The organism is Bradyrhizobium sp. AZCC 1578 (genome assembly GCF_036924675.1).
Taxonomy (GTDB): Bacteria; Pseudomonadota; Alphaproteobacteria; order Rhizobiales; family Xanthobacteraceae; genus Bradyrhizobium.
In genome coordinates this window covers 7,155,000-7,174,220 of record NZ_JAZHRZ010000001.1, presented here as the reverse complement: position 1 = coordinate 7,174,220, position 19,221 = coordinate 7,155,000, and the positions used below count along the sequence as shown (strand labels likewise).

The 19,221-nt window shown below is 62.4% G+C and carries 23 protein-coding genes; 5 read left to right on the top strand and 18 right to left on the bottom strand.

All coding sequences use genetic code 11. The annotated features are described in order from the left end of the window. Positions 1-8: 8 nt before the first annotated feature. On the bottom strand, positions 9-530 hold the full coding sequence (locus tag V1290_RS34125) for a hypothetical protein (RefSeq protein WP_334368426.1): 522 nt from the start codon (positions 528-530) through the stop codon (positions 9-11). Positions 531-559: 29 nt separating this feature from the next. Beyond that, positions 560-1,213 (bottom strand): tetratricopeptide repeat protein, encoded by a 654-nt coding sequence (locus V1290_RS34120; protein WP_334368425.1) that lies wholly within the window; start codon positions 1,211-1,213, stop codon positions 560-562. 239 nt (positions 1,214-1,452) lie between these two features. On the opposite strand from V1290_RS34120, the gene V1290_RS34115 reads away from it, so the two are divergent. Then, positions 1,453-2,313, top strand: a complete 861-nt coding sequence (locus V1290_RS34115) for a hypothetical protein (protein ID WP_334368424.1) — start codon at positions 1,453-1,455, stop codon at positions 2,311-2,313. Here V1290_RS34115 and V1290_RS34110 read toward each other — a convergent pair. The 7 genes from V1290_RS34110 to V1290_RS34080 all read right to left on the bottom strand — a co-directional run bounded on the left by V1290_RS34110 (position 2,310) and on the right by V1290_RS34080 (position 9,312). Beyond that, positions 2,310-3,905 (bottom strand): class I adenylate-forming enzyme family protein, encoded by a 1,596-nt coding sequence (locus V1290_RS34110; RefSeq protein ID WP_334368423.1) that lies wholly within the window; start codon positions 3,903-3,905, stop codon positions 2,310-2,312. The two genes, V1290_RS34115 and V1290_RS34110, sit on opposite strands and share 4 nt — an antisense overlap. Before the next feature lie 11 nt (positions 3,906-3,916). Beyond that, on the bottom strand, positions 3,917-4,738 hold the full coding sequence (panB, locus tag V1290_RS34105) for a 3-methyl-2-oxobutanoate hydroxymethyltransferase (RefSeq protein ID WP_334368422.1): 822 nt from the start codon (positions 4,736-4,738) through the stop codon (positions 3,917-3,919). Between the two features lies 1 nt (position 4,739). Continuing rightward, positions 4,740-5,324 carry an NnrU family protein gene (locus V1290_RS34100; RefSeq protein WP_334368421.1) on the bottom strand — a complete coding sequence of 195 codons (585 nt, stop codon included), beginning with the start codon at positions 5,322-5,324 and terminating at the stop codon, positions 4,740-4,742. A gap of 85 nt (positions 5,325-5,409) precedes the next feature. Then, positions 5,410-6,012, bottom strand: a complete 603-nt coding sequence (locus V1290_RS34095) for a hypothetical protein (protein ID WP_334368420.1) — start codon at positions 6,010-6,012, stop codon at positions 5,410-5,412. 72 nt (positions 6,013-6,084) lie between these two features. Next, entirely contained in the window at positions 6,085-6,642 is a 558-nt protein-coding gene (locus tag V1290_RS34090) for a TetR/AcrR family transcriptional regulator (protein WP_334368419.1), read from the bottom strand. A 59-nt stretch (positions 6,643-6,701) separates the two neighbouring features. Further along, a complete protein-coding gene (locus tag V1290_RS34085; RefSeq protein ID WP_334368418.1) occupies positions 6,702-7,427 on the bottom strand; it encodes a crotonase/enoyl-CoA hydratase family protein in 726 nt (241 codons plus the stop codon). 265 nt (positions 7,428-7,692) lie between these two features. Continuing rightward, positions 7,693-9,312, bottom strand: coding sequence for a peptide chain release factor 3 (locus V1290_RS34080; RefSeq protein ID WP_334368417.1), 1,620 nt, complete (start codon positions 9,310-9,312; stop codon positions 7,693-7,695). 155 nt (positions 9,313-9,467) lie between these two features. Between V1290_RS34080 and sugE the strand changes: the two genes are divergently transcribed. Beyond that, positions 9,468-9,791: a quaternary ammonium compound efflux SMR transporter SugE gene (gene sugE / locus V1290_RS34075; protein WP_028346535.1), complete on the top strand. Its 324-nt coding sequence runs from the start codon at positions 9,468-9,470 to the stop codon at positions 9,789-9,791. On the opposite strand, the gene V1290_RS34070 is transcribed toward sugE, so the two are convergent. From V1290_RS34070 to V1290_RS34040, 7 genes are all read right to left on the bottom strand, one after another. Next, entirely contained in the window at positions 9,783-10,787 is a 1,005-nt protein-coding gene (locus tag V1290_RS34070; protein ID WP_334368416.1) for an inorganic phosphate transporter, read from the bottom strand. The two genes, sugE and V1290_RS34070, sit on opposite strands and share 9 nt — an antisense overlap. Before the next feature lie 15 nt (positions 10,788-10,802). Then, positions 10,803-11,447 (bottom strand): DUF47 domain-containing protein, encoded by a 645-nt coding sequence (locus tag V1290_RS34065; RefSeq protein ID WP_334368415.1) that lies wholly within the window; start codon positions 11,445-11,447, stop codon positions 10,803-10,805. A 153-nt stretch (positions 11,448-11,600) separates the two neighbouring features. Then, the gene (locus tag V1290_RS34060; protein ID WP_334368414.1) at positions 11,601-12,569 is read right to left on the bottom strand and encodes a branched-chain amino acid ABC transporter permease; all 969 of its coding nucleotides are present in this window, start codon (positions 12,567-12,569) and stop codon (positions 11,601-11,603) included. A 1-nt stretch (position 12,570) separates the two neighbouring features. After that, positions 12,571-13,458 carry a branched-chain amino acid ABC transporter permease gene (locus V1290_RS34055; RefSeq protein WP_334368413.1) on the bottom strand — a complete coding sequence of 296 codons (888 nt, stop codon included), beginning with the start codon at positions 13,456-13,458 and terminating at the stop codon, positions 12,571-12,573. Between the two features lie 87 nt (positions 13,459-13,545). Further along, complete coding sequence (locus V1290_RS34050; RefSeq protein WP_334368412.1) at positions 13,546-14,763, bottom strand: ABC transporter substrate-binding protein; 1,218 nt, start codon at positions 14,761-14,763, stop codon at positions 13,546-13,548. 37 nt (positions 14,764-14,800) lie between these two features. Next, positions 14,801-15,544 carry an ABC transporter ATP-binding protein gene (locus tag V1290_RS34045; protein ID WP_334368411.1) on the bottom strand — a complete coding sequence of 248 codons (744 nt, stop codon included), beginning with the start codon at positions 15,542-15,544 and terminating at the stop codon, positions 14,801-14,803. Next, a complete protein-coding gene (locus tag V1290_RS34040; RefSeq protein ID WP_334368409.1) occupies positions 15,537-16,292 on the bottom strand; it encodes an ABC transporter ATP-binding protein in 756 nt (251 codons plus the stop codon). The genes V1290_RS34045 and V1290_RS34040 overlap by 8 nt, the downstream gene beginning before the upstream one ends. Positions 16,293-16,664: 372 nt before the next feature. On the opposite strand from V1290_RS34040, the gene V1290_RS34035 reads away from it, so the two are divergent. Then, positions 16,665-17,267, top strand: a complete 603-nt coding sequence (locus V1290_RS34035; protein ID WP_334368408.1) for a PAS domain-containing protein — start codon at positions 16,665-16,667, stop codon at positions 17,265-17,267. On the opposite strand, the gene V1290_RS34030 is transcribed toward V1290_RS34035, so the two are convergent. Further along, positions 17,264-17,635 (bottom strand): ArsC family reductase, encoded by a 372-nt coding sequence (locus V1290_RS34030; RefSeq protein WP_334368407.1) that lies wholly within the window; start codon positions 17,633-17,635, stop codon positions 17,264-17,266. The two genes, V1290_RS34035 and V1290_RS34030, sit on opposite strands and share 4 nt — an antisense overlap. Before the next feature lie 110 nt (positions 17,636-17,745). On the opposite strand from V1290_RS34030, the gene V1290_RS34025 reads away from it, so the two are divergent. Further along, positions 17,746-17,904, top strand: coding sequence for a DUF5993 family protein (locus V1290_RS34025; protein WP_334368406.1), 159 nt, complete (start codon positions 17,746-17,748; stop codon positions 17,902-17,904). 6 nt (positions 17,905-17,910) lie between these two features. Then, a complete protein-coding gene (locus tag V1290_RS34020) occupies positions 17,911-18,468 on the top strand; it encodes a disulfide bond formation protein B (protein WP_334368405.1) in 558 nt (185 codons plus the stop codon). On the opposite strand, the gene V1290_RS34015 is transcribed toward V1290_RS34020, so the two are convergent. Further along, a complete protein-coding gene (locus V1290_RS34015; protein WP_334368404.1) occupies positions 18,465-19,169 on the bottom strand; it encodes a glutathione S-transferase family protein in 705 nt (234 codons plus the stop codon). The genes V1290_RS34020 and V1290_RS34015 overlap by 4 nt on opposite strands. Positions 19,170-19,221: the final 52 nt, after the last annotated feature.

The window sequence follows — 19,221 nt, the reverse complement described above, 5'->3', positions numbered from 1 at the left end:
ACAACAAATTAGCGCGAGAAACTACCGCTCGGCATCGGAGCCGGGAAAGCCGATTGTTGTGAGGATTGCGCGGGCGCGGCCGATTGATCGGGCGGTGGAGCCGTGGTGCGCTTGCGCACGATCTTGGCTGGCTTGGGCGCCGGCGGCGCAGCGGCGGTGCTGCCCTCTTCCTCGGGCGCGACGGCGGGGTCCGCAGCGGCGGGTGCGGCAGCCTGCTTGCCCTTGGATTTCGCGCCACGCTTCGATTTCGGCTCTTCCGGCGGAGGAGCCGCAGCGGCAGCCTGCGCATTCGGGTCATCAACCTGTTGGTTGGCGCCCCTATAGAGATCCTTCGGCACGCCCTGCTCAAGGCCCGGCACACCCTCGGGAAACACCGGCTTGCGCTCACCGGGCAATTTCTTCTTGGTGTCGAGGAAGTCGAGCATGTCGGTGGGATCGAAATTGCCCAAGCCGCCACCGCCGCAGCCTGCCAGCGCGCCGGAAAGCGCGACGAGAATGGCGGCTGCGATCAAACGTTGCGGGCGGCGCATGGTCGGTTTCCCACTCAACTCGTCCTCCGTCAGCTCTTGGCGACCGGCGGCAGCAAGGCCTGTAGCGCTTCTGCACGCGAGCGCAGGCTCGGCGGCGTCTCACCGTCATTGGCGATCATATCCAGCCATTGCCGCGTCGCTCCGGCATCATTGGCGCGCCAAGCCGATAGCGCCAGCAATTCGCGCGCGGTATGGCGGAACGTGGCGCCCGGCGCAGCAGCGGCTTCGAGGCGGTCTTTCATGTTGGGATAGCTGGTGCTTTCCAGCAGCAACTGGGCCGCGCGAATCCGCGCGAGATCCTGCTCGGCGACACCGACGCTGCGGTCAGCGGCAATCTCGTCAAACAGCTTTGCCGCGGCCTGCGGATCGCGGTTGGCGACTTCCGCCGCCATGCGCAACCGTGCCAGCACGCGGTAGCCGAACGGCGCCTTCGCAACGAGATCGGCGAACGCGGCTTCGGCCTCGGCGTGCTTGTTGGCTTCCGAAAGCTCGACCGCCTTGTCGAACGCCGCCCCTGCCTCGGCCGCCTTCTTGGACTCCAGATACTGGTAGCCACGCCAGCCGCCGACGGCGGCGATGATCAAAATCAGGCCGGCGATGATCAGAAGCGAATACCGGTCCCACAGCCTTTTGAGCTGCTCGCGACGGACCTCCTCGTCTACTTCATCAAATAATTCAGACACTTAAAGATATCCCATCCCCGGGGAACCGCAGCTTCGGCGGCAGTATCGCACGCCCGATCCCGCATGGCCGGGGCGTAGCCTATCGATATGGCGGTGGCAAGGCAAAGCGAGGCGGATCAAAGCGTTAACAGCGGCTCCCAACCGCCTCCGAAATCGGCCGGCAATGTTGACATCGCGGTTCAAAGTTTGGCGTAATCCCGGCCGCTTCCATTGTCGATCCGTACTTTTTCAGGTGTTTCATGCCTCGCCACGCGCTGGTTTCGATGCTGCTTGCCTTCGGCCTGGTACCCCTGGCGGCCGCAGCGTCACTGGCCGAGGACTTCAAGCCGAAGGCGCCCGAGACGGCATTCTCGGGCAAGCTGCGCCCCGACATTTTGGGTATCTCGACCGAATCGAACGCCGAATCCGCCCGCGCCATTTTTGATTCGCTGTTCAAGGGCCGGACCGACACCAAGACCGACATCCAGCAGCAGAAGTTCGGCGGCGCCAGCTATGTCTCCGCCTTGAATTTCAGCCTTCCTGCCGGTTCGAAACAGAACGGCGAGATGCTCTCGACCAGCTTCTCCTCGCCCGCGAGCGCCAACCGCGCCTATTTCGTCGCCCGCAACCTGACCTTCGCACCGGACCAGCAGCCGTCGAAGGCGGACATGATCAAGGAGATCATGGGCAAATACGGCGTGCCGACCATCGTCGGCGACCAGCATCTGTACTACATCTATCGCAAGGGCTCGATCATGTCGGTCGGCGGCAAGTACAAGGAAGCGACTGCGCTCGAAGCGATCGACAAGCCGCTCGACCCTAGGGCCGCCGTCAAGCTCAACGGCGACACCGTGCGCGGCAGTTGCGTGGCGGTCGTCAAGCGCGCCCAGACCAAAGCCAAGGAACCGGGCGCCATGCTCACCGAGGCGAAGGGCGCGAACTGCGACGGCGTGTTGAGTGTTCAGCTCGTTCCGGGCACGCTGGCCGACCGCGTCGGTATCGCCCAATTCACCCTGCTGGACGTCAAGCAGCTCGTCAGCGCCGCCGCGATCGACAGTGCCGCGCTCGCCGCCGGGCCAAGCGAGAGCGCGATGCCCAAAGGCAGCGCGCCGAAGCTCTAAGCCGCCGTGAAAGCGTCGCGGAGCTGCCGCTTCATCACCTTGCCGTTGGCATTGCGCGGCAACGGGTCCGTCCGCAGATCCATGGTTTCCGGCACCTTGTAGTCCGACAGCCGCTCGGCGCACCAGGCGCGCAGCGCTTCGCCGCTGACGGCATTCCGCGTCACGACGACGGCATGCACGCGCTCGCCTAGCACCGGGCACGGTTTTGCGATGATTGCGCTCTCGACCACGTCGGGATGGCCTGAAAGCACCGACTCGACCTCGGCGGAATAGATCTTGAGCCCGCCGCGATTGATCATGTCCTTCTGACGATCGAACACGCGCACGAAATTCTCTTCGTCGATCGAGCCGAGATCGCCGGAATGCCAGAAGCCGGCCGTAAAACTCTCCGCCGTCGCCTTCGGATTGTTCCAGTAGCCCTTGATGACGGACCCACCGTGAATCCAGATTTCGCCGATCTCGCCGCGCGGCAGTTCGCGGCCCCCGGCATCCATCACGACGATCTGCGCGCCGGGACAGGGCAAGCCGACGCTGTCGATGTGGCTGGCGGTCAATTCGCCCGGCATCATGGTCGAGGGCGACGTGGTCTCAGTCGCGCCGTAGCAATTCATCAGCTTCAGGCCGGGAATCTTGGCATCGAGTTTCTCAATGGTGGCGATCGGCATCGGCGCACCGCCAAAGCCGCCGATCCGCCAGTTCGACAGATCGTAGCTGTCGAAATCCGGCTGCAGCAGGCAGAGATTGTACATCGCCGGCACCATCACGGTGTAGGTGACCCGCTCGCGCGCGGCGAGCTTCAAATATTCCGCCGCCTTGAACTCCGCCATGATGATCAGCGCGCCTGCGCAACGGACCATGGTCATGACGTTGGCGACCACGCCCGTGACGTGCCCGAGCGGCACGGCGGCGATCGAGCGGTCCGCTTCGGTAAGCTTCATGCATGATACGAACACCATGGCCGAATGAATGATGGTGCAATGGGCGAGCATCGCGCCCTTTGGCCGCCCCGTGGTGCCCGACGTATAGAGGATCATGGCAGTGTCCTCTTCGCCGACCTCGATTGGTGCGGCCAGCGGCGCGTTGTCAGCCAGTTCGGAAAAGCGCGAAACTCGCGGGTCGTCGTCGACAACAATCCGGCGCATCACATCGGGAATATCGCTCGCATCGGGCACACGATCGGCCAAGGCCGCCTCGTGGATCAGGAGCTTTGCGCCGCAATCGGTGAGCACATAGGCGATCTCGGGCTTTTGCTGGCGGATCGAAAGCAGCACCGTCACCAGACCGGCATGGGCCGCACCCAGCATCGTCAGCACGAATTCGATTCTGTTGCCGAGCAGCAGCGCGACGCGGTCGCCGCGCTGCAGGCCGAGTCTTTGAAATCCTGCTGCGATTTGCGCCGATTGCTGTGCGACCTCGCGCCATGTCATTCGCGTGGCGCCGCAGACCAGCGCCTCGCCGTCCGGGTTGGTCGCAACCGCTTCGGCCACCATCGCCGGAATGCTCTTGGGCCGGTCGCAAAAGACCGGGACCATCCGATCGCCAAAGCGCGGCTCGAGCCGCATCGCCGGAATGGAGTGCTGCGACCAATCCATCGCGCGCCCCGTCAGCTCTTCTTCATCTCGTAGACGTGCTCGGGTCCCGGGAAAGCGCGCGAGCGCACGTCGCTGGCGTAGCCTTGGATCGCCGCTTCGATCGCGGGGCCGAGATCGCCATAGCGGCGCACGAATTTCGGCGTCCGCGGCGACAGGCCCAGCATGTCCTCGAGCACCAGTACCTGGCCGTCGCAGGCCGCGCTGGCGCCGATGCCGATGGTCGGAATGGCGATGGTTTCCGTGATCTTGCGCGCCAGCGGCTCGGCGACCGCTTCGACCACGACTGAAAACGCACCGGCGTCCGAGATCGCCTGGGCGTCGTTCAGGATCGGATCCCAACTGCCCTCGTCGCGGCCCTGCGCGCGAAACGAGCCGAGCGTGTTGATCGATTGCGGTGTCAGTCCGATGTGGCCCATGACCGGCACGCCGCGCTCGGACAGGAACGCTACCGTTTCCGCCATGCGCACGCCGCCTTCGAGCTTCACCGCGCCGCAATGGGTCTCCTTCAATATCCGCACCGCGGAATGAAACGCCTGCTCCTTGGAGGCCTCATAGGAGCCGAACGGCATGTCCACCACGACGAGGGCATGCTTCGAGCCGCGCATCACCGCATGGCCCTGCAGGATCATCATGTCGAGCGTCACCGGCACCGTGGTCTCGAAACCGTGCATGACGTTGCCGAGGGAATCGCCGACCAGAATGACGTCGCAGTGCCGATCCACCAGCGCCGCGGTATGCGCGTGGTAGGACGTCAGCATCACGATCGGCTCGCCGTTCTTGCGCGCACGGATATCCGGCGGCGTTTTGCGCTTGATGGCAGATTGCACGGACATGTTAGGCTCCAATGACGGGAACGCCGATCACGACAGGATGGAACGCGAAGGCGAGCGCCAGATAGGCGACGAGACCGACCGCGATCGCGATCAAATCGTTGCCGGGACCGCCGACGGGAATCGGCGGGGCGCCGGCGTCGGAACGATATTTCAGCGAAATGCGATCATACACCGCCCACGCGAGAAACGAGCCGAACAGGAGGATCGAGCCGAGATCGCCATTGGCGAGCAGATGCGCCGCCGCCCACAGCTTGATGCCCGTCAACATCGGATGTTTCAGCGTCGTATAGATCCGGCCACGGATGTAGGACGCGACAACCATGATAACCGCGGGCAGCATCAGCGCCGTCGTGATGTGCTTGAGCGCCACTGGCGGGTTCCAGAGGTCGATCCAGCCCGTTCGGCGATAAAGCGCAAAGCCCCAGATGATCAGCGCCAGACCAGCGATCGAAGCCAGCGCATAGCCGATCTTGTAGCCGCTCTCGCCCGTCGCGGAGATCACCTGCGCGCGCAGCTTGCGTTGCGTGGTAAGCGTGTGGACGCCGAAGAACAGGATCAGGCCCAGGATCAACACCAGCAGTCCCATGACGTGCCTCCCGTTGCGCGGCTGCTTTTTCCGGATTATCCGGGTATCATCTTAAGGGCTTGGTGCGCAATGTGCCACGCGGCCGTTACGGCTTCTCCGCCTGCTTGCCTAGATCGCGGTTGTCGACGTAGCGGATCGCGATCGGCCGCCCGGCAAGCGCGCCGCCAAGACCGCCGGTAAACTTCAGCGGCGTACAGGCCGCCAGCGACGCATTGATCGCGTTGAGATAGGTAGCGCGGGTGTCGGCCGGAACGCCTGCCGTGGCATAGGTCACGCGGGGCGTAGCGATGATCTCACCCGAGCGCTTGAAGCTGAACCGAACCGACATCTGCATGCCCTGACGCGCGATGTCGGAAGGTGGCGGCGACCAACAGGAGCGCAACGCCGCAAAGAGGTCGCCGATCGTATCGAGATCATGATCCGGCTTCCGGTATTTCGCGGCCTGATCCTGTGGGGGCACGCTTTCGATCGTGAGTTGCAGATTCTGGCCGTACGGATAATCGATCTCGGGAATACAGGGACCTTCGTTGAACACGCTGCAAAATGACGGCGTGCACGGCTGGCCGTCGAGCACGCTGCAGGGCGCGTGCGAAAATGGCGTGGCGTCGATCTGGCGCCGCGACTGGGCGTCGGCGGCGCTCATCCCGACGAATGTGGTGATCAGGCAGACGATGATGCACCGGAACATGCGGCCCTAAGTCCTAAGAGGCGACCCGACTAAGCTGATGCGCGCTTCGTCCCGTATCAAGGCGGACGGTGTTCACATCCCTGCGTTCATCGCGGACAGTTCCGCAATCAGGGCTTTCTCGCTGGGCTGATCGAGGACGCCGGCGGTATAGAGCGAGATGCCACCATAGAGCGTAATGTAGACCTTCATCACCGCGCGGCGACGCTCGGCCGGGCTCCCGATATCCTGGCAGAATACCCGCATGGCCTGGGCGATGACCTTGTGAACCGCGGCCTGCAGCGGCGGATTGTGCTTCATGGTGGCGTGCGGGCGGCTCGTCATCAGGGCGTACAGCCCGCGGTTGGCAAGCGCGAAGCGGACATATTTCGCGGTGTAGTCCTGTGGCGTCTCTGCCTTGACGAGGATGGCGGCGAGCCTCGTGTAGGCCTCGGCCGCGACCGCGTCGAGCAGCGCTTCGCGGTCAGCGAAATGGTTGTATAGCGAGCGATGCGCGACGCCGACGGCCTCCGCGACCTCGCGCAGGCTCAATTGCTCATGGCCGGCCGCGGCCACCAAACGGGTGGCGGCCTTCAGCGCTTCGGATTTCAGATTGCCATGGCGATAGGTCGCCCGGCGCGGCTTTGCGGTCATGCTCCCTTCATACAAAGGCATGAGACGCGACGCCACTGCCAGGCGGCCGAAGCTTTCCGTCAGGCCGATGCCTGTTTGGCAACGCGGTCCTCGCCGTACTGCGGCGTAATGTCCTCGTCGATCATGGCGCGGATCATCTTGATCACCGCCCCGCGCGCCCGCGCCTTGGTGGCGGCATGGGCGGCCATGTTGAGCGTGGCGAGCGCCTGTGCGGTCTCCTCGGCGCTGCGCTCCAGCGCATCGGCCGGGACGACGCGGTCAAAGAAGCCGGCGGTGACGGCCTCCATGGGGCCGAACATCTCCCCGGTCATCACTGCCCTGCTGAAATAGGCCGGCGTCAGCCGCTGCCGTGCGATTTCGATTGCAAAACGCGGCACGGTGAGCCCGATCGCGACCTCGTTCATGCCGATCCGGTAGTCGCCCTCGGCGGCAATCCGGTGGTCGCTGGACATGATCAGGAAAGCCCCCATCGGATAGGCATTACCCTGGCATGCCGCCACCACCGGCGTCGGGAACGAGAGGATGCGCAAGGCCAGTTCCGCGCCCGCTTTCACCATCAGATATTGGTCCTGGGCGCTGCCTTTGGCGAAGACGTTGAGGTCGAATCCTCCTGAAAAATGCTTGCCGCGGGCCTTCAGGATCACCACCGTCTTGTCCTTTTCCGCCTGATCGAAGGCCACATGCAGGGCGTTGAGCATGGCAAGCGACATCACATTGGCCTTGCCATCGTCGATCACGATGGTGCCGAACGGGCCGGAACGGGAATAGGTTGCGAGATCAGTCATGGGGCGGTCTCCCTTTTCTAAAAAAGCATCCAATGGATACTTCCGGAGGCGAGGCAGCGGCGCAAGAGGCTTATCAAGGCTGCATGCAGGCATCCACTGGATGCATGAGTGAGCAAGCAACCAGCCCAACTGTCATCGTCCGGCCTCGACCGGACGATCCAGTATTCCAGAGACGTCAGTTATTTACGGATAAGCCGCGGCGTACTGGGTCCCCCGCTTTCGCGGAGGACGACAGCGGCGGTTGGGATGGCGGCGTGCCCCGGCCTTACGCCTTCTTCTTCACGTCCTTGACGTTGGAGAAGGTGATCCCTTCGGCGCGCTCCCTGGTATAGCCCAGGTAAAACTCGTTCTTGGCCATGAACACGGGATCGCCGTCGACGTCGTCGGCGATGCCCGAGCCGTTGGCCGCGATGAAGGCCTCTAACTTCTTGCGGTCGTCGGACGAGACCCAGCGCGCGAGCTGGAATTCCGAGACTTCGAATTCCACCGGCAGCGAATATTCCGCGTCGAGCCGTGCCTTCAGCACGTCGAGCTGCAGCGGACCGACGACGCCGACCAGCGCCGGTGCGCCGTCGCGGGGCCGGAACACCTGCACCACGCCCTCTTCCGACATCTGCTGCAGCGCCTCTTTCAGCTTCTTGGCCTTCATTGCATCCGTCAACCGCACGCGGCGGACGATTTCCGGCGCAAAACTCGGAACGCCGACGAAGGTGATGTCCTCGCCTTCCGTCAGCGTATCGCCGATCCGCAAGGTACCGTGGTTCGGAATGCCGACGACGTCGCCGGCAAACGCCTCATCGGCCACCGAGCGATCCTGCGCGAAGAAGAACTGCGGCGACGACAGCGACATGTTTTTGCCGGTCCGCACCAGCTTCGCTTTCATGCCGCGGCTGAGCTTGCCGGAGCACAGCCGTGCGAACGCGATGCGGTCGCGGTGGTTCGGATCCATATTGGCCTGGATCTTGAACACGAAGGCGCTCATGCGCGGCTCGGCTGCTTCGACCTTGCGCAAATTGCTGTCCTGCGCCCGCGGCGCCGGCGCAAACTTGCCAAGACCTTCCAGCAAGTCGCCGACGCCGAAATTGCGCAGCGCGCTGCCGAAATAGACCGGCGTCAGATGGCCCTCGCGAAACGCGTCCAGCTCGAACGGCTTGCAGGCTTCCGACACCAGCGCGAGTTCGTCCTTGATCTCGGCGACGTCGAGATTGGGGTTGCGGCCGGCAAGATCGGCGATATCGATCTGCTCGGTCGCGCCGGTCTTGGCGCCGCCGCCTTCGAGCAGGCGCACGCCGCCGTTGACGACGTCGTAGGTGCCGAGGAAGTCGCGGCCGCGACCGACCGGCCAGGTCATCGGGGTGGTGTCGAGCGCCAGCGTCTTTTCGATCTCGTCCAGCAGTTCGAACGTGTCGCGGCTCTCGCGGTCCATCTTGTTGATGAAGGTGATGATCGGAATGTCGCGCAGCCGACACACCTCGAACAGCTTTCGCGTCCGCGCCTCGATGCCCTTGGCGGCGTCGATCACCATGACGGCGGAATCGACCGCGGTCAGCGTCCGGTAGGTGTCTTCCGAGAAGTCTTCGTGGCCGGGCGTGTCCAAGAGGTTGAAGACGAGGTCCTGGAATTCGAAGGTCATCACCGAGGTCACGACCGAGATGCCGCGCTCGCGCTCGATCTTCATCCAGTCGGAACGGGTATTGCGCCGCTCGCCCTTGGCCTTGACCTGCCCTGCCAGATTGATGGCGCCGCCGAACAGCAGGAGCTTCTCGGTCAGCGTGGTTTTGCCGGCGTCCGGATGGGAGATGATCGCAAATGTGCGCCGCCGCGCGACTTCAGCTGATAGCGGCGAGCGGGACGGCGATTCGGCTGTAACGGCAATGTCGGACATGAGGCTCGAGCGTTTGGCAGGGAAAACCGCGCTGATCAAGCCTCATTTGGTGGTTGCGAGGGCTCCTGGCCAGTCCCATATCGGCAGCGGAAGGACGGCCTTCCAATTTTGCAGCTCATCCGCGGGGACGACCCTGCCTGGTTCGGAGGGTTGTCATGGCCTGGATCGTGTTGTTCGTCGCCGGTCTCATGGAAGTGGGTTGGGCGATCGGCCTCAAATATACCGAGGGTTTCACGCGACTTGTTCCATCCGTCCTGACGCTCGCCTGCATGGCAGGGAGCATCGTCCTGCTCGGCCTTGCCTTGAAAGCGCTTCCGATCGGAACCGCCTACGCGGTATGGACCGGCATCGGCGCGGTCGGAACGGCCATCCTGGGCATCGCGCTGTTCGGCGAACCCGCGACCGCCGCCCGCCTCGCCTGCATCGGACTGATCGTGGCCGGCATCGTCGGGCTTAAACTCGTCACCGGATCAGCGTAGCAACAGCACGGCCCAATAGGTCAGCGCCGCGATAATCGCCGACGCCGGAATGGTGATCACCCAGGCATACACGATCGAACTCGCGACGTTCCAGCGCACCGCCGAGACCCGCCGCGCCGCGCCGACGCCGACGATGGAGCCAGTAATGGTGTGGGTCGTGGATACGGGAACCCCGAGATAGGTCGCCATGAACAGGGTCGCAGCTCCACCGGTTTCGGCGCAAAAGCCCTGCATCGGCGTCAATTTCGTGATCCGCAATCCCATGGTGCGGACGATCCGCCAGCCCCCCATCAACGTGCCGAGCCCCATCGCCGCCTGGCAGGAAATCACGACCCAGAACGGGATGGCAAAATCCGCCCCGAGGTGGCCTTGCGAATACAAAAGCACCGCGATGATGCCCATGGTCTTTTGCGCGTCGTTGCCGCCATGGCCGAGCGAATAGAGCGATGCCGAGACGAATTGCAGGATGCGGAAGGCGCGGTCCACCGCAAACGGCGTCGAGCGCACCGACAGCCAGGACACGATCGCAACCAGCACCAGCGCTAGCAGAAACCCGACCAGCGGCGACAACACGATCGCCAGCAGCGTTTTTGACAGGCCGCTCCAGACCGCCGCGGAAATCCCGGCCTTGGCCACGCCTGCGCCGACCAATCCGCCGATCAACGCGTGCGAACTCGAGGATGGAATGCCGAGCCCCCAGGTAATCAGGTTCCAGACAATGGCCCCGACCAGCGCAGCGAAGATCACAGCCGCATCGACGACGTCGGGCTCGATGATCCCCTTGCCGATCGTGTTGGCGACATGCAGCCCGAAGACGAGAAAGGCGATGAAATTGAAGAAAGCCGCCCAGAACACCGCATAATGCGGGCGCAGCACGCGAGTCGACACGATCGTCGCGATCGAATTGGCGGCGTCGTGCAGGCCGTTGAGGAAATCGAACAGCAGTGCGACCGCGATCAGGAAGATCAGAATCGGTAGGCCAAGCGTGGCGTCCACTGAATTGGCCCTGCCCTATACCTGTTCGATCACGATCGAGTTGATCTCGTTGGCGACGTCGTCGAAGCGATCGGATACTTTTTCGAGATGCTTGTAGATCTCGGCGCCGACGACGAAGTCCATCGAATTGCCGTTGCGGTGCTTGAGAAACAGTTCCTTCAAGCCGATGTCGTGAAGATCGTCGATACGGCCCTCCAGCTTTCCGATTTCCTCGGTGATGGCGGTCAGCATCGCGACGTTGTTGCCGATCGACTGCATCAGCGGGATCGCGCGGCTGACGAGATTGGCGCACTCGACCAACAGCGTGGCTATTTCGCGCATCGGAGGCTCGAACGTTCGGACCTCGAACAGCACCACCGCCTTCGCGGTCTGCTGCATCTGGTCGATCGCGTCGTCCATCGACGTGATCAGATTCTTGATGTCGCCGCGGTCGAACGGGGTAATGAAGGTGCGGCGGACCGCGGTCAGGACCTCGCGGGTGATTCCGTCGGCGTCGTGTTCGAACTGATTGACTCGCTGGCAGAATACCGGCGTCTCGTCGCCGCCGCGCATCATGTCCTGCAACGCCAGCGCGCCCTGCACGACCGTCTGGGCGTGGCGGGCAAATAGGTCAAAAAACCGCTCCTCTTTGGGCAAAAAGGCACGAAACCAGCGCAGCATGGGTATTTTTTCCGTCGTTCAGAAACAGCCGCGGAGCGCGCTGTCACAAAACTGTCATAGATCATTCGAGGGAAAAGCGCGCGACGTCCGGCCCCAGGAACCGGGTCATCCACCACTTTGTGGAGCCGAAAAACTGCGCCCAAACCGCCGTTTTTAGAGGGATCGGCGGAAATAATGCGCGATCTCGCCGATGATGCCTCGGCGGAACGTCAACACGCAGGCCACGAAGATGACGCCCTGGATCACCGTCACCCATTGGCCGAAGCCGGCCAGATATTGCTGCATGGCAATGATAACGAAGGCCCCAACGACCGGACCGAACACCGTGCCGAGGCCGCCGACCAGCGTCATCAGCACGATTTCACCCGACATCGTCCAGTGCACGTCGGTGAGGGAGGCGTTCTGCGCCACGAACACCTTCAGCGAACCCGCAAAGCCCGCAATCGTTCCGGAGAGGATGAAAGCGAGCAGCTTGTACTGGTCAGTCTTGTAGCCCAGCGAGATCGCGCGCGGCTCGTTTTCGCGAATGGCTTTCAAGACCTCGCCGAACGGCGAGTTGATGGTGCGGTAGATCAGGAGGAAGCCGCCGAGGAATCCGGCAAGCACCACGTAGTAAAGCACCGTGGGCTTGGCGAGATTGAATATTCCAAACAGATAGCCCTGCGGAATACCCTGGATGCCGTCCTCGCCATGCGTGAACGGTGCCTGCAGATAGATGAAATACAGGAGCTGCGAGAGCGCCAGCGTGATCATCGAAAAGTAGATGCCCTGGCGACGGATCGAGATGAAGCCGGTGACGACGGAAAGCGCGGCGGCGCCGGCGACACCGACCAGAATTCCGACTTCCGGCGTTACACCCCAGACCTTGAGCGCATGCGCCGAGCAGTAGCCCGCGGTCCCCAGAAACATGGCGTGGCCGAACGACAGCAGGCCGCCATAGCCGATCAGGAGGTTGAAAGCGCAAGCAAGCAGCGCGAAGCACAGCGCCTGCATCACGAAGAACGGATAGATGCCCGTCAGGGGTACGAGCCCCAGCAGCACCGCCATCCCGGCGAACACGATCATTTCGTCGCGCATCGCTTGCGGCGTTATCGGCAGTGTGTCGTCAGTCAATGTGCTCATGTCAGGCAGCCCGTCCAGTCAGTCCCGTTGGCTTCAGCAGCAACACCAGCACCATCAGGACGAACACCACGGTGTTGGAAGCTTCGGGATAAAAATACTTGGTCAGTCCCTCGATTACGCCGAGCGCAAATCCGGTGATGATCGATCCCATGATCGATCCCATACCGCCAATCACCACCACCGCGAACACGACGATGATCAGGTCCGCGCCCATCAATGGCCGGACCTGGTTGATCGGCGCGGACAATACGCCGGCCAGCGCCGCCAAGCCGACGCCGAGGCCGTAGGTCAGCGTGATCATCCGCGGCACGTTGATGCCGAATGCGCGTACCAGGGTTGGGTTTTCAGTCGCCGCACGCAGATTGGCGCCGAGCCGGGTCTTCTCGATCAGGAACCAGGTCGCAAGGCACACCACGAGCGAGAAGACGACGACCCAGCCGCGGTAGATCGGCAGGAACATGAATCCGAGATTCATGCCGCCCTGTAATCCGCGGAACCCGCCGACCTCCGGATAATCAGGAATCGCGTACGGCAGGCCGGACGAGCCGAAGTAATTCTGGAACACGCCCTGCACGATCAGCGCGATGCCGAACGTCAACAACAGCCCGTAGAGGTGGTCGAGACCGGCCAGCCATTGCAGCATGGTCCGTTCGAGGATCATGCCGAAGATGCCGACGACAATCGGCGCGATGATCAGGGCCCACCAGTATCCAATCCCCGTGAGATGCAGCAGAAAATATGCGCAGAACGCGCCCATCATGTAGAGCGCGCCATGGGCGAAATTGATGATGTTGAGCATGCCGAAGATCACGGCGAGCCCGAGACTGAGCAGCGCGTAGAATGATCCGTTGATCAATCCCACCAAAAGCTGGGCGTAGAGAGCTTGCATCGGTTTCGCACTCAATCTCGTTATGATGCGGGTTAGCTTGGGCCGCGAGAGAAGGCCCGCCGGCATGACGCCGACGGGCCATCGTTGTTACTTCTTTACCAGCGGACAGGCGCTTTCCGAAAGCGGCCGGAAGGCCTGCTCGCCGGGAGTGGTGCCGATCAGCTTGTAATAGTCCCACGGCCCCTTGGATTCGGAGGGTTTCTTGACCTCGAACAGGTAGGCCGGATGAAGCTTGCGGCCGTCGGGGCGGATCGTGCCCTTGCCGAACAGCGGATCATCGGTGGGCGTTTCCTTCATTTTCGCCACCACCTTGACGCCATCGTGCGGATTGCCGCCCATTGCATCGATCGTCTTGAAATAGTGGATCAGGCCCGAATACACCCCGGCCTGCACCATCGACGGCATCGCCTTGTTCTTCATCCGCTCGGAGAAACGCTTCGAAAACGCGCGGGTGCCGTCGTTCAGATCCCAGTAGAAGGTTTCCGTGAAGTTCAGGCCCTGAGCCACCTTGAGGCCGAGGGAGTGGACGTCGTTGATGAACAGCAGCAGTCCCGCGAGCTTCTGCCCGCCCGAGACGATGCCGAACTCTGCAGCCTGCTTGATGGTATTGGTGGTGTCGCCGCCGGCGTTTGCCATGCCGATGATCTTGGCCTTGGACGCCTGTGCCTGCAGCAGGAACGAGGAGAAGTCCGACGAATTCAGGGGGTGCCTGACGGTGCCGATAACCTTGCCGCCCGACTTGACGACGACCGCGGAAGTGTCGCGTTCCAGCGCGTGGCCGAACGCGTAATCCGCAGTCAGGAAGTACCAGGTATCGCCACCGGCCTTCACCAGCGCCTGGCCGGTAGAGTTGGCGAGCATGTAGGTGTCGTAGACCCAGTGAATCGTGTTCGGCGAACACTGCGTATTGGTGAGATCCGACGTCGCCGCGCCGGTATTGATCATGATGGCGTTCTTTTCCTTCACCAGATTGTTGACCGCCAGCGCCACGCCGGAGTTCAGCACATCCACGAAGATATCGACCTTGTCGACGTCGATCCATTGACGGGCGACGGTGGTGCCGATGTCGGGCTTGTTCTGGTGGTCGGCGGAGACGATGTCGATCTTCCAGCCCTTGGCCGCAAGGCCGGAATCCTCGACCGCCATCTGGGCGGCGACCGTCGAGCCGGCGCCGCCAAGGTCAGAGTAAAGTCCGGAATTGTCGGTGAGCACGCCGATCTTGACCGTCTTGTCTTGCGCCACGGCGCTGCCTGCGGCAAGTGCCAGAGCGGTGCCGAGGAAGAGCGCTGAAATCCGATGTTTCATAGTATCTCCATTATTCCAGAGTGCAGCAAAGTACCGATTAAACGCCGAGATAGGTGTGGAGCTTGTCCATATTGGCCGACAACTCCGAATTCGCAAAACCGTCAATGACCTTACCGTGCTCGACGATGTAGTAGCGGTCGGCCACCGTGGAGGCGAAGCGGAAATTCTGTTCGACGAGCAGGATGGTAAAGCCTTCCGACTTCAGCCGAGCGATGGTGTGACCGATCTGCTGGATGATGACGGGCGCCAAACCTTCGGTCGGCTCGTCCAGCATCAGAAACCGTGCGCCGGTGCGCAGGATTCTTGCGATCGCTAGCATTTGCTGCTCGCCGCCCGAAAGCTTGGTGCCCTGGCTGTTGAGGCGCTCTTTCAGGTTCGGAAACAATTCGAAGATCTGGTCGAGCGACAGCCCGCCACTGCGCACGATCGGCGGCAGCAGCAGGTTTTCGCGCACGTCGAGGCTTGCGAAAATGCCCCGCTCCTCGGGACAGAATGCGATGCCTAGGCGCGCGATCCTATCGGACGAGGCGCGCGTGATGTCCTGACCGTTAAAACGGATCGACCCGGTACGCTTGCCGATAATTCCCATCACCGACTTCAGCGTCGTGGTCTTGCCGGCGCCGTTGCGGCCGAGCAGCGTGACCACCTCGCCCGCCTTCACATTGAAGTTGATGCCGTGAAGGATATGCGATTCGCCGTACCAGGCCTGCAGGTCGGAAACGGAAAGAATCTCCGCGCCCGCCGGTTTGGCGGTGGCTTCGGCCATTTTCAACTCAGGCATGACCGGCCCCCAGATAGGCTTCCTTGACGCGCTCGTCCTTGGACAATTCGGCATAATCGCCTTGCGCCAGCACCTGACCGCGCGTCAGCACAGTGATGATATCGGACAGGTCGGCGACCACGGAGAGATTATGTTCGACCATCAGGATGGTGTGCCTCGCCGAGATACGCTTGATTAGGGCTGCGATCTTGTCGATGTCTTCATGACCCATGCCCGCCATAGGCTCATCGAGCAGCATCATTTCCGGGTCGAGCGCCAGCGTCGTCGCAATCTCCAGCGCGCGCTTGCGTCCATAGGGCATCTCGACCGCCGGTGTATTGGCGAACTCGCTCAAGCCCACGTCGTTCAGCAAGTCGAGGGCGCGGCCGTTGAATCGGTCGAGCACGCGCTTGGAGCGCCAGAAATCGAACGAGCTTCCATGCTGGCGCTGTAGCGCGACACGAACGTTTTCCAGCGCCGTCAGGTGTGGAAACACCGCCGAAATCTGGAACGAACGCACCAAGCCGAGGCGAGCCACATCGGCCGGCGCCATCGCGGTGATGTCCTGCCCCTTGTACAGGATCTGCCCTGCAGACGGCCTCAGAAACTTGGTCAACAAGTTGAAGCACGTCGTCTTGCCGGCGCCATTCGGCCCGATCAACGCATGAATGCTGCCGCGCCGTACCTTGAGGGCGACATCGCGAACGGCGAAGAAACCCGCGAATTCCTTGGTCAATCCGTGGGTTTCGAGAATGAACTCATCAGCCAAACAAATTTCCCCCTTAGCCGTCTCCGCGAGTTCGCCCGCGCGCGGCCAGTTTTTTCCTGTTCGGGCAGGCTCTCTTGGACGTCCTGGAAACCGTCCCGAGCCCGCCGCCTCCGGCCGGAATATGCCGTCAACGCGATGGATTAGGCAAGGCGGAATGCTGCCACGCCCGACCGTGCGCTTGCGGTTCCGGATGCGCCATAAGTCGAATAGCGCGCCGGCGCGGCTCGGCCGGGCCACGAGCCACGCTCAACCGCAACCTCGCGCCGGCAAGCCATCGTTAACGGTGTTTTGCTGCAATCGGGCGCGCTTTCACACAATATTTCCCCTCGGGGCGCATCATCTCGCGATTTGGATCGCGCAGGAATTGCCGCCTTGAAATTTGAAAGCGCCGGACCGTCGGTCATCAAATCCATCAAGCAGCGCGACCTGCTGAACACCTGGCTGCGGCTTTACGCCCGCGACCAATCGATACCGCGCATGGCGGAATACCAGCCGGCGCGGATCGAGGACGAACTTCCCGACCTGGTACTCTACACCGTCGATACCAGCACCCAGCCGCCGCGCCTGACCATCCAGAGCGACGGCACGCGGATGTCGACGGCTTATGGGAATACCGGCAAGGGCCGCTATCTCGACGAGTATCTCGGCGCAAGGCTCGCTCCGATCGTGATGCCCGTCTATCATGAATGCATCGCGCGCCGTCTTCCTGCCTATACCATCGCCAATATCGACGACATCTACGGGCGAATCGTCGCCTATGAGCGGCTGTTGCTGCCGTTCTCGGATGACGGCAGCGTCACCCATGTCATCGCTTCGCTGAAAACCATCAGCGAGGATGGCGGCTTCGAGATCAAGAATCTGATGCGCGGAAACGACCAACTGCCGGTGCCGAAGCTTCGCGCCATCATCGACCGCGATCTCTTCCATCGCGCGCCAGGCCGCATTCCATCCGGCGATGAACTCGAATTCGATTAGGCCTTCCGCCCGCGCGGCTTCGACGCGACCTCGCTTGCATAGATATCCGGCTTGAACCCGACCAGCAATTTGCCGCCGAGATCGAGCACCGGCCGCTTGATCATCGAGGGCTGCGCCAGCATCAGCGCCAACGCCTTGCGCTCGTTGAGGCCTTCCTTGTCGCTGTCGGGCAACTTCTTGAACGTCGTGCCGGCGCGGTTGAGCAGTATTTCCCAGCCAACCTTGTCGGACCATTGCTTGAGCTTGTCCTTGCCGATGCCGGCAAGCTTGTAATCGTGAAAGTCGTAGGCCACGCCGTGATCGTCGAGCCAGGCGCGCGCCTTCTTCATCGTATCGCAGTTCTTGATGCCGTAGATGGTGATGGGCATTGTCGTTGCATTCCGGAATGTCGTTATTGGTCCTGCCGGACCGGATTAGAATTAAGCAGATCGACGAATCTATCATAGACTGACGTATCATTCCGTGCCGGGACCAGCCGATGGAATTCACCGTATTGTTTCTGGCCATAGTCATCGTGATGCTGATCGCTTGGCGCGGTCGGCGTCCGCTGGCGCTCGGCCTGTTCGGGGCCGCGCTGATCGCGTGCATCGCCACCTATCTGCATCACGCGACCGATACGCTGAAATTGTCGTTCTGAGGACGCATGACCCAGGCGCGTGCCATTACGTTGAATGCACTCAGCCTCTACGCGGTGGCGCTGGTGCTTGCGGCGGCCTATGCGGCGCAGTTCATTCTTCATGAGCTGCCCTGCCCGCTCTGCCTGCTGCAGCGCATCCTGTTCGCGGCTCTCGCCGTCGGCCCGATCCTCAATATCCGCTTCGGCCCCCGTCCCAGCCATTATGCGATGTCGCTGCTGGCGGCGGTGGCAGGCGCCGTCGCGTCGACCCGGCAGGTGCTGCTGCATATCATGCCCGGCGACGCCGGCTACGGTTCGGCGTTGCTCGGCTATCACTATTATACCTGGGCGCTGATCGGCTTCATTACGGCCATCGTCCTGCTTGCGGCGATCCTGCTGTTCGACCGCCAGTTCGAGGAAGACCGCGCCGTGCTGCCGGCCACCGGCGGCGCCTTCGCGCAAACCGCGGTATGGCTCGTGATCGCACTCACGGCGGCCAATGTGGTGACCACGCTGCTCGAATGCGGCTTCGGCGCCTGCGCCGACAACCCGGTGGTGTACGAACTGCTCAAGCACGCCGCTTAAGGCCGCTTGGGTATGTCGAGCCCGCGCTGCACCGCCGGCCGGGCGAGCCCGCGTTGCAGCCATGCCGGCACCTGCTTCAGCGTATCGAACGCAACGAGATCGCGCGCACCGTAGAAGCCGATCAGGTTGCGCACCCAGCCGAGCATGGAAATGTCGGCGATGGTGTACTCGTCGTCCATGATCCATTGCCGTCCGGCGAGATGCGTCTCCACTACCTCAAGGAGGCGTCTCGACTCGGCGACGTAACGCTCGAGCGGCCGCTTGTCCTCATATTCTTTGCCGGCGAACTTATGGAAGAATCCGACTTGGCCAAACATCGGGCCGATGCCGCCCATCTGGAAGTGCAGCCACTGGATGGTCCGGTATCGCCGCGCCGGATCGGCCGGCAGAAGCTTGCCGGTCTTCTCGGCGAGATATTGCAGGATCGCGCCGGACTCGAACAGCGGCAGCGGTCTGCCGCCGGGACCATCCGGATCGAGGATGGCCGGTATCTTGCCGTTCGGATTCAGCGACAGGAATTCCGGCGTCTTCTGGTCGTCCTTGTTGAAGTCGACCAGATGCACCTCGTAGGGCAAGCCAATCTCTTCGAGCATGATCGAAACCTTCACGCCGTTTGGAGTCGGCAGCGAATAGAGCTGAAGGCGGTCGGGATGTTTGGCGGGCCAGCGTTTGGTGATCCGGAAGGCGGAAAGATCGGACATCAAAACTCGTTTTGCATGGTTGTCGTTGCGTGGCTAATGTACGGCCGATGCC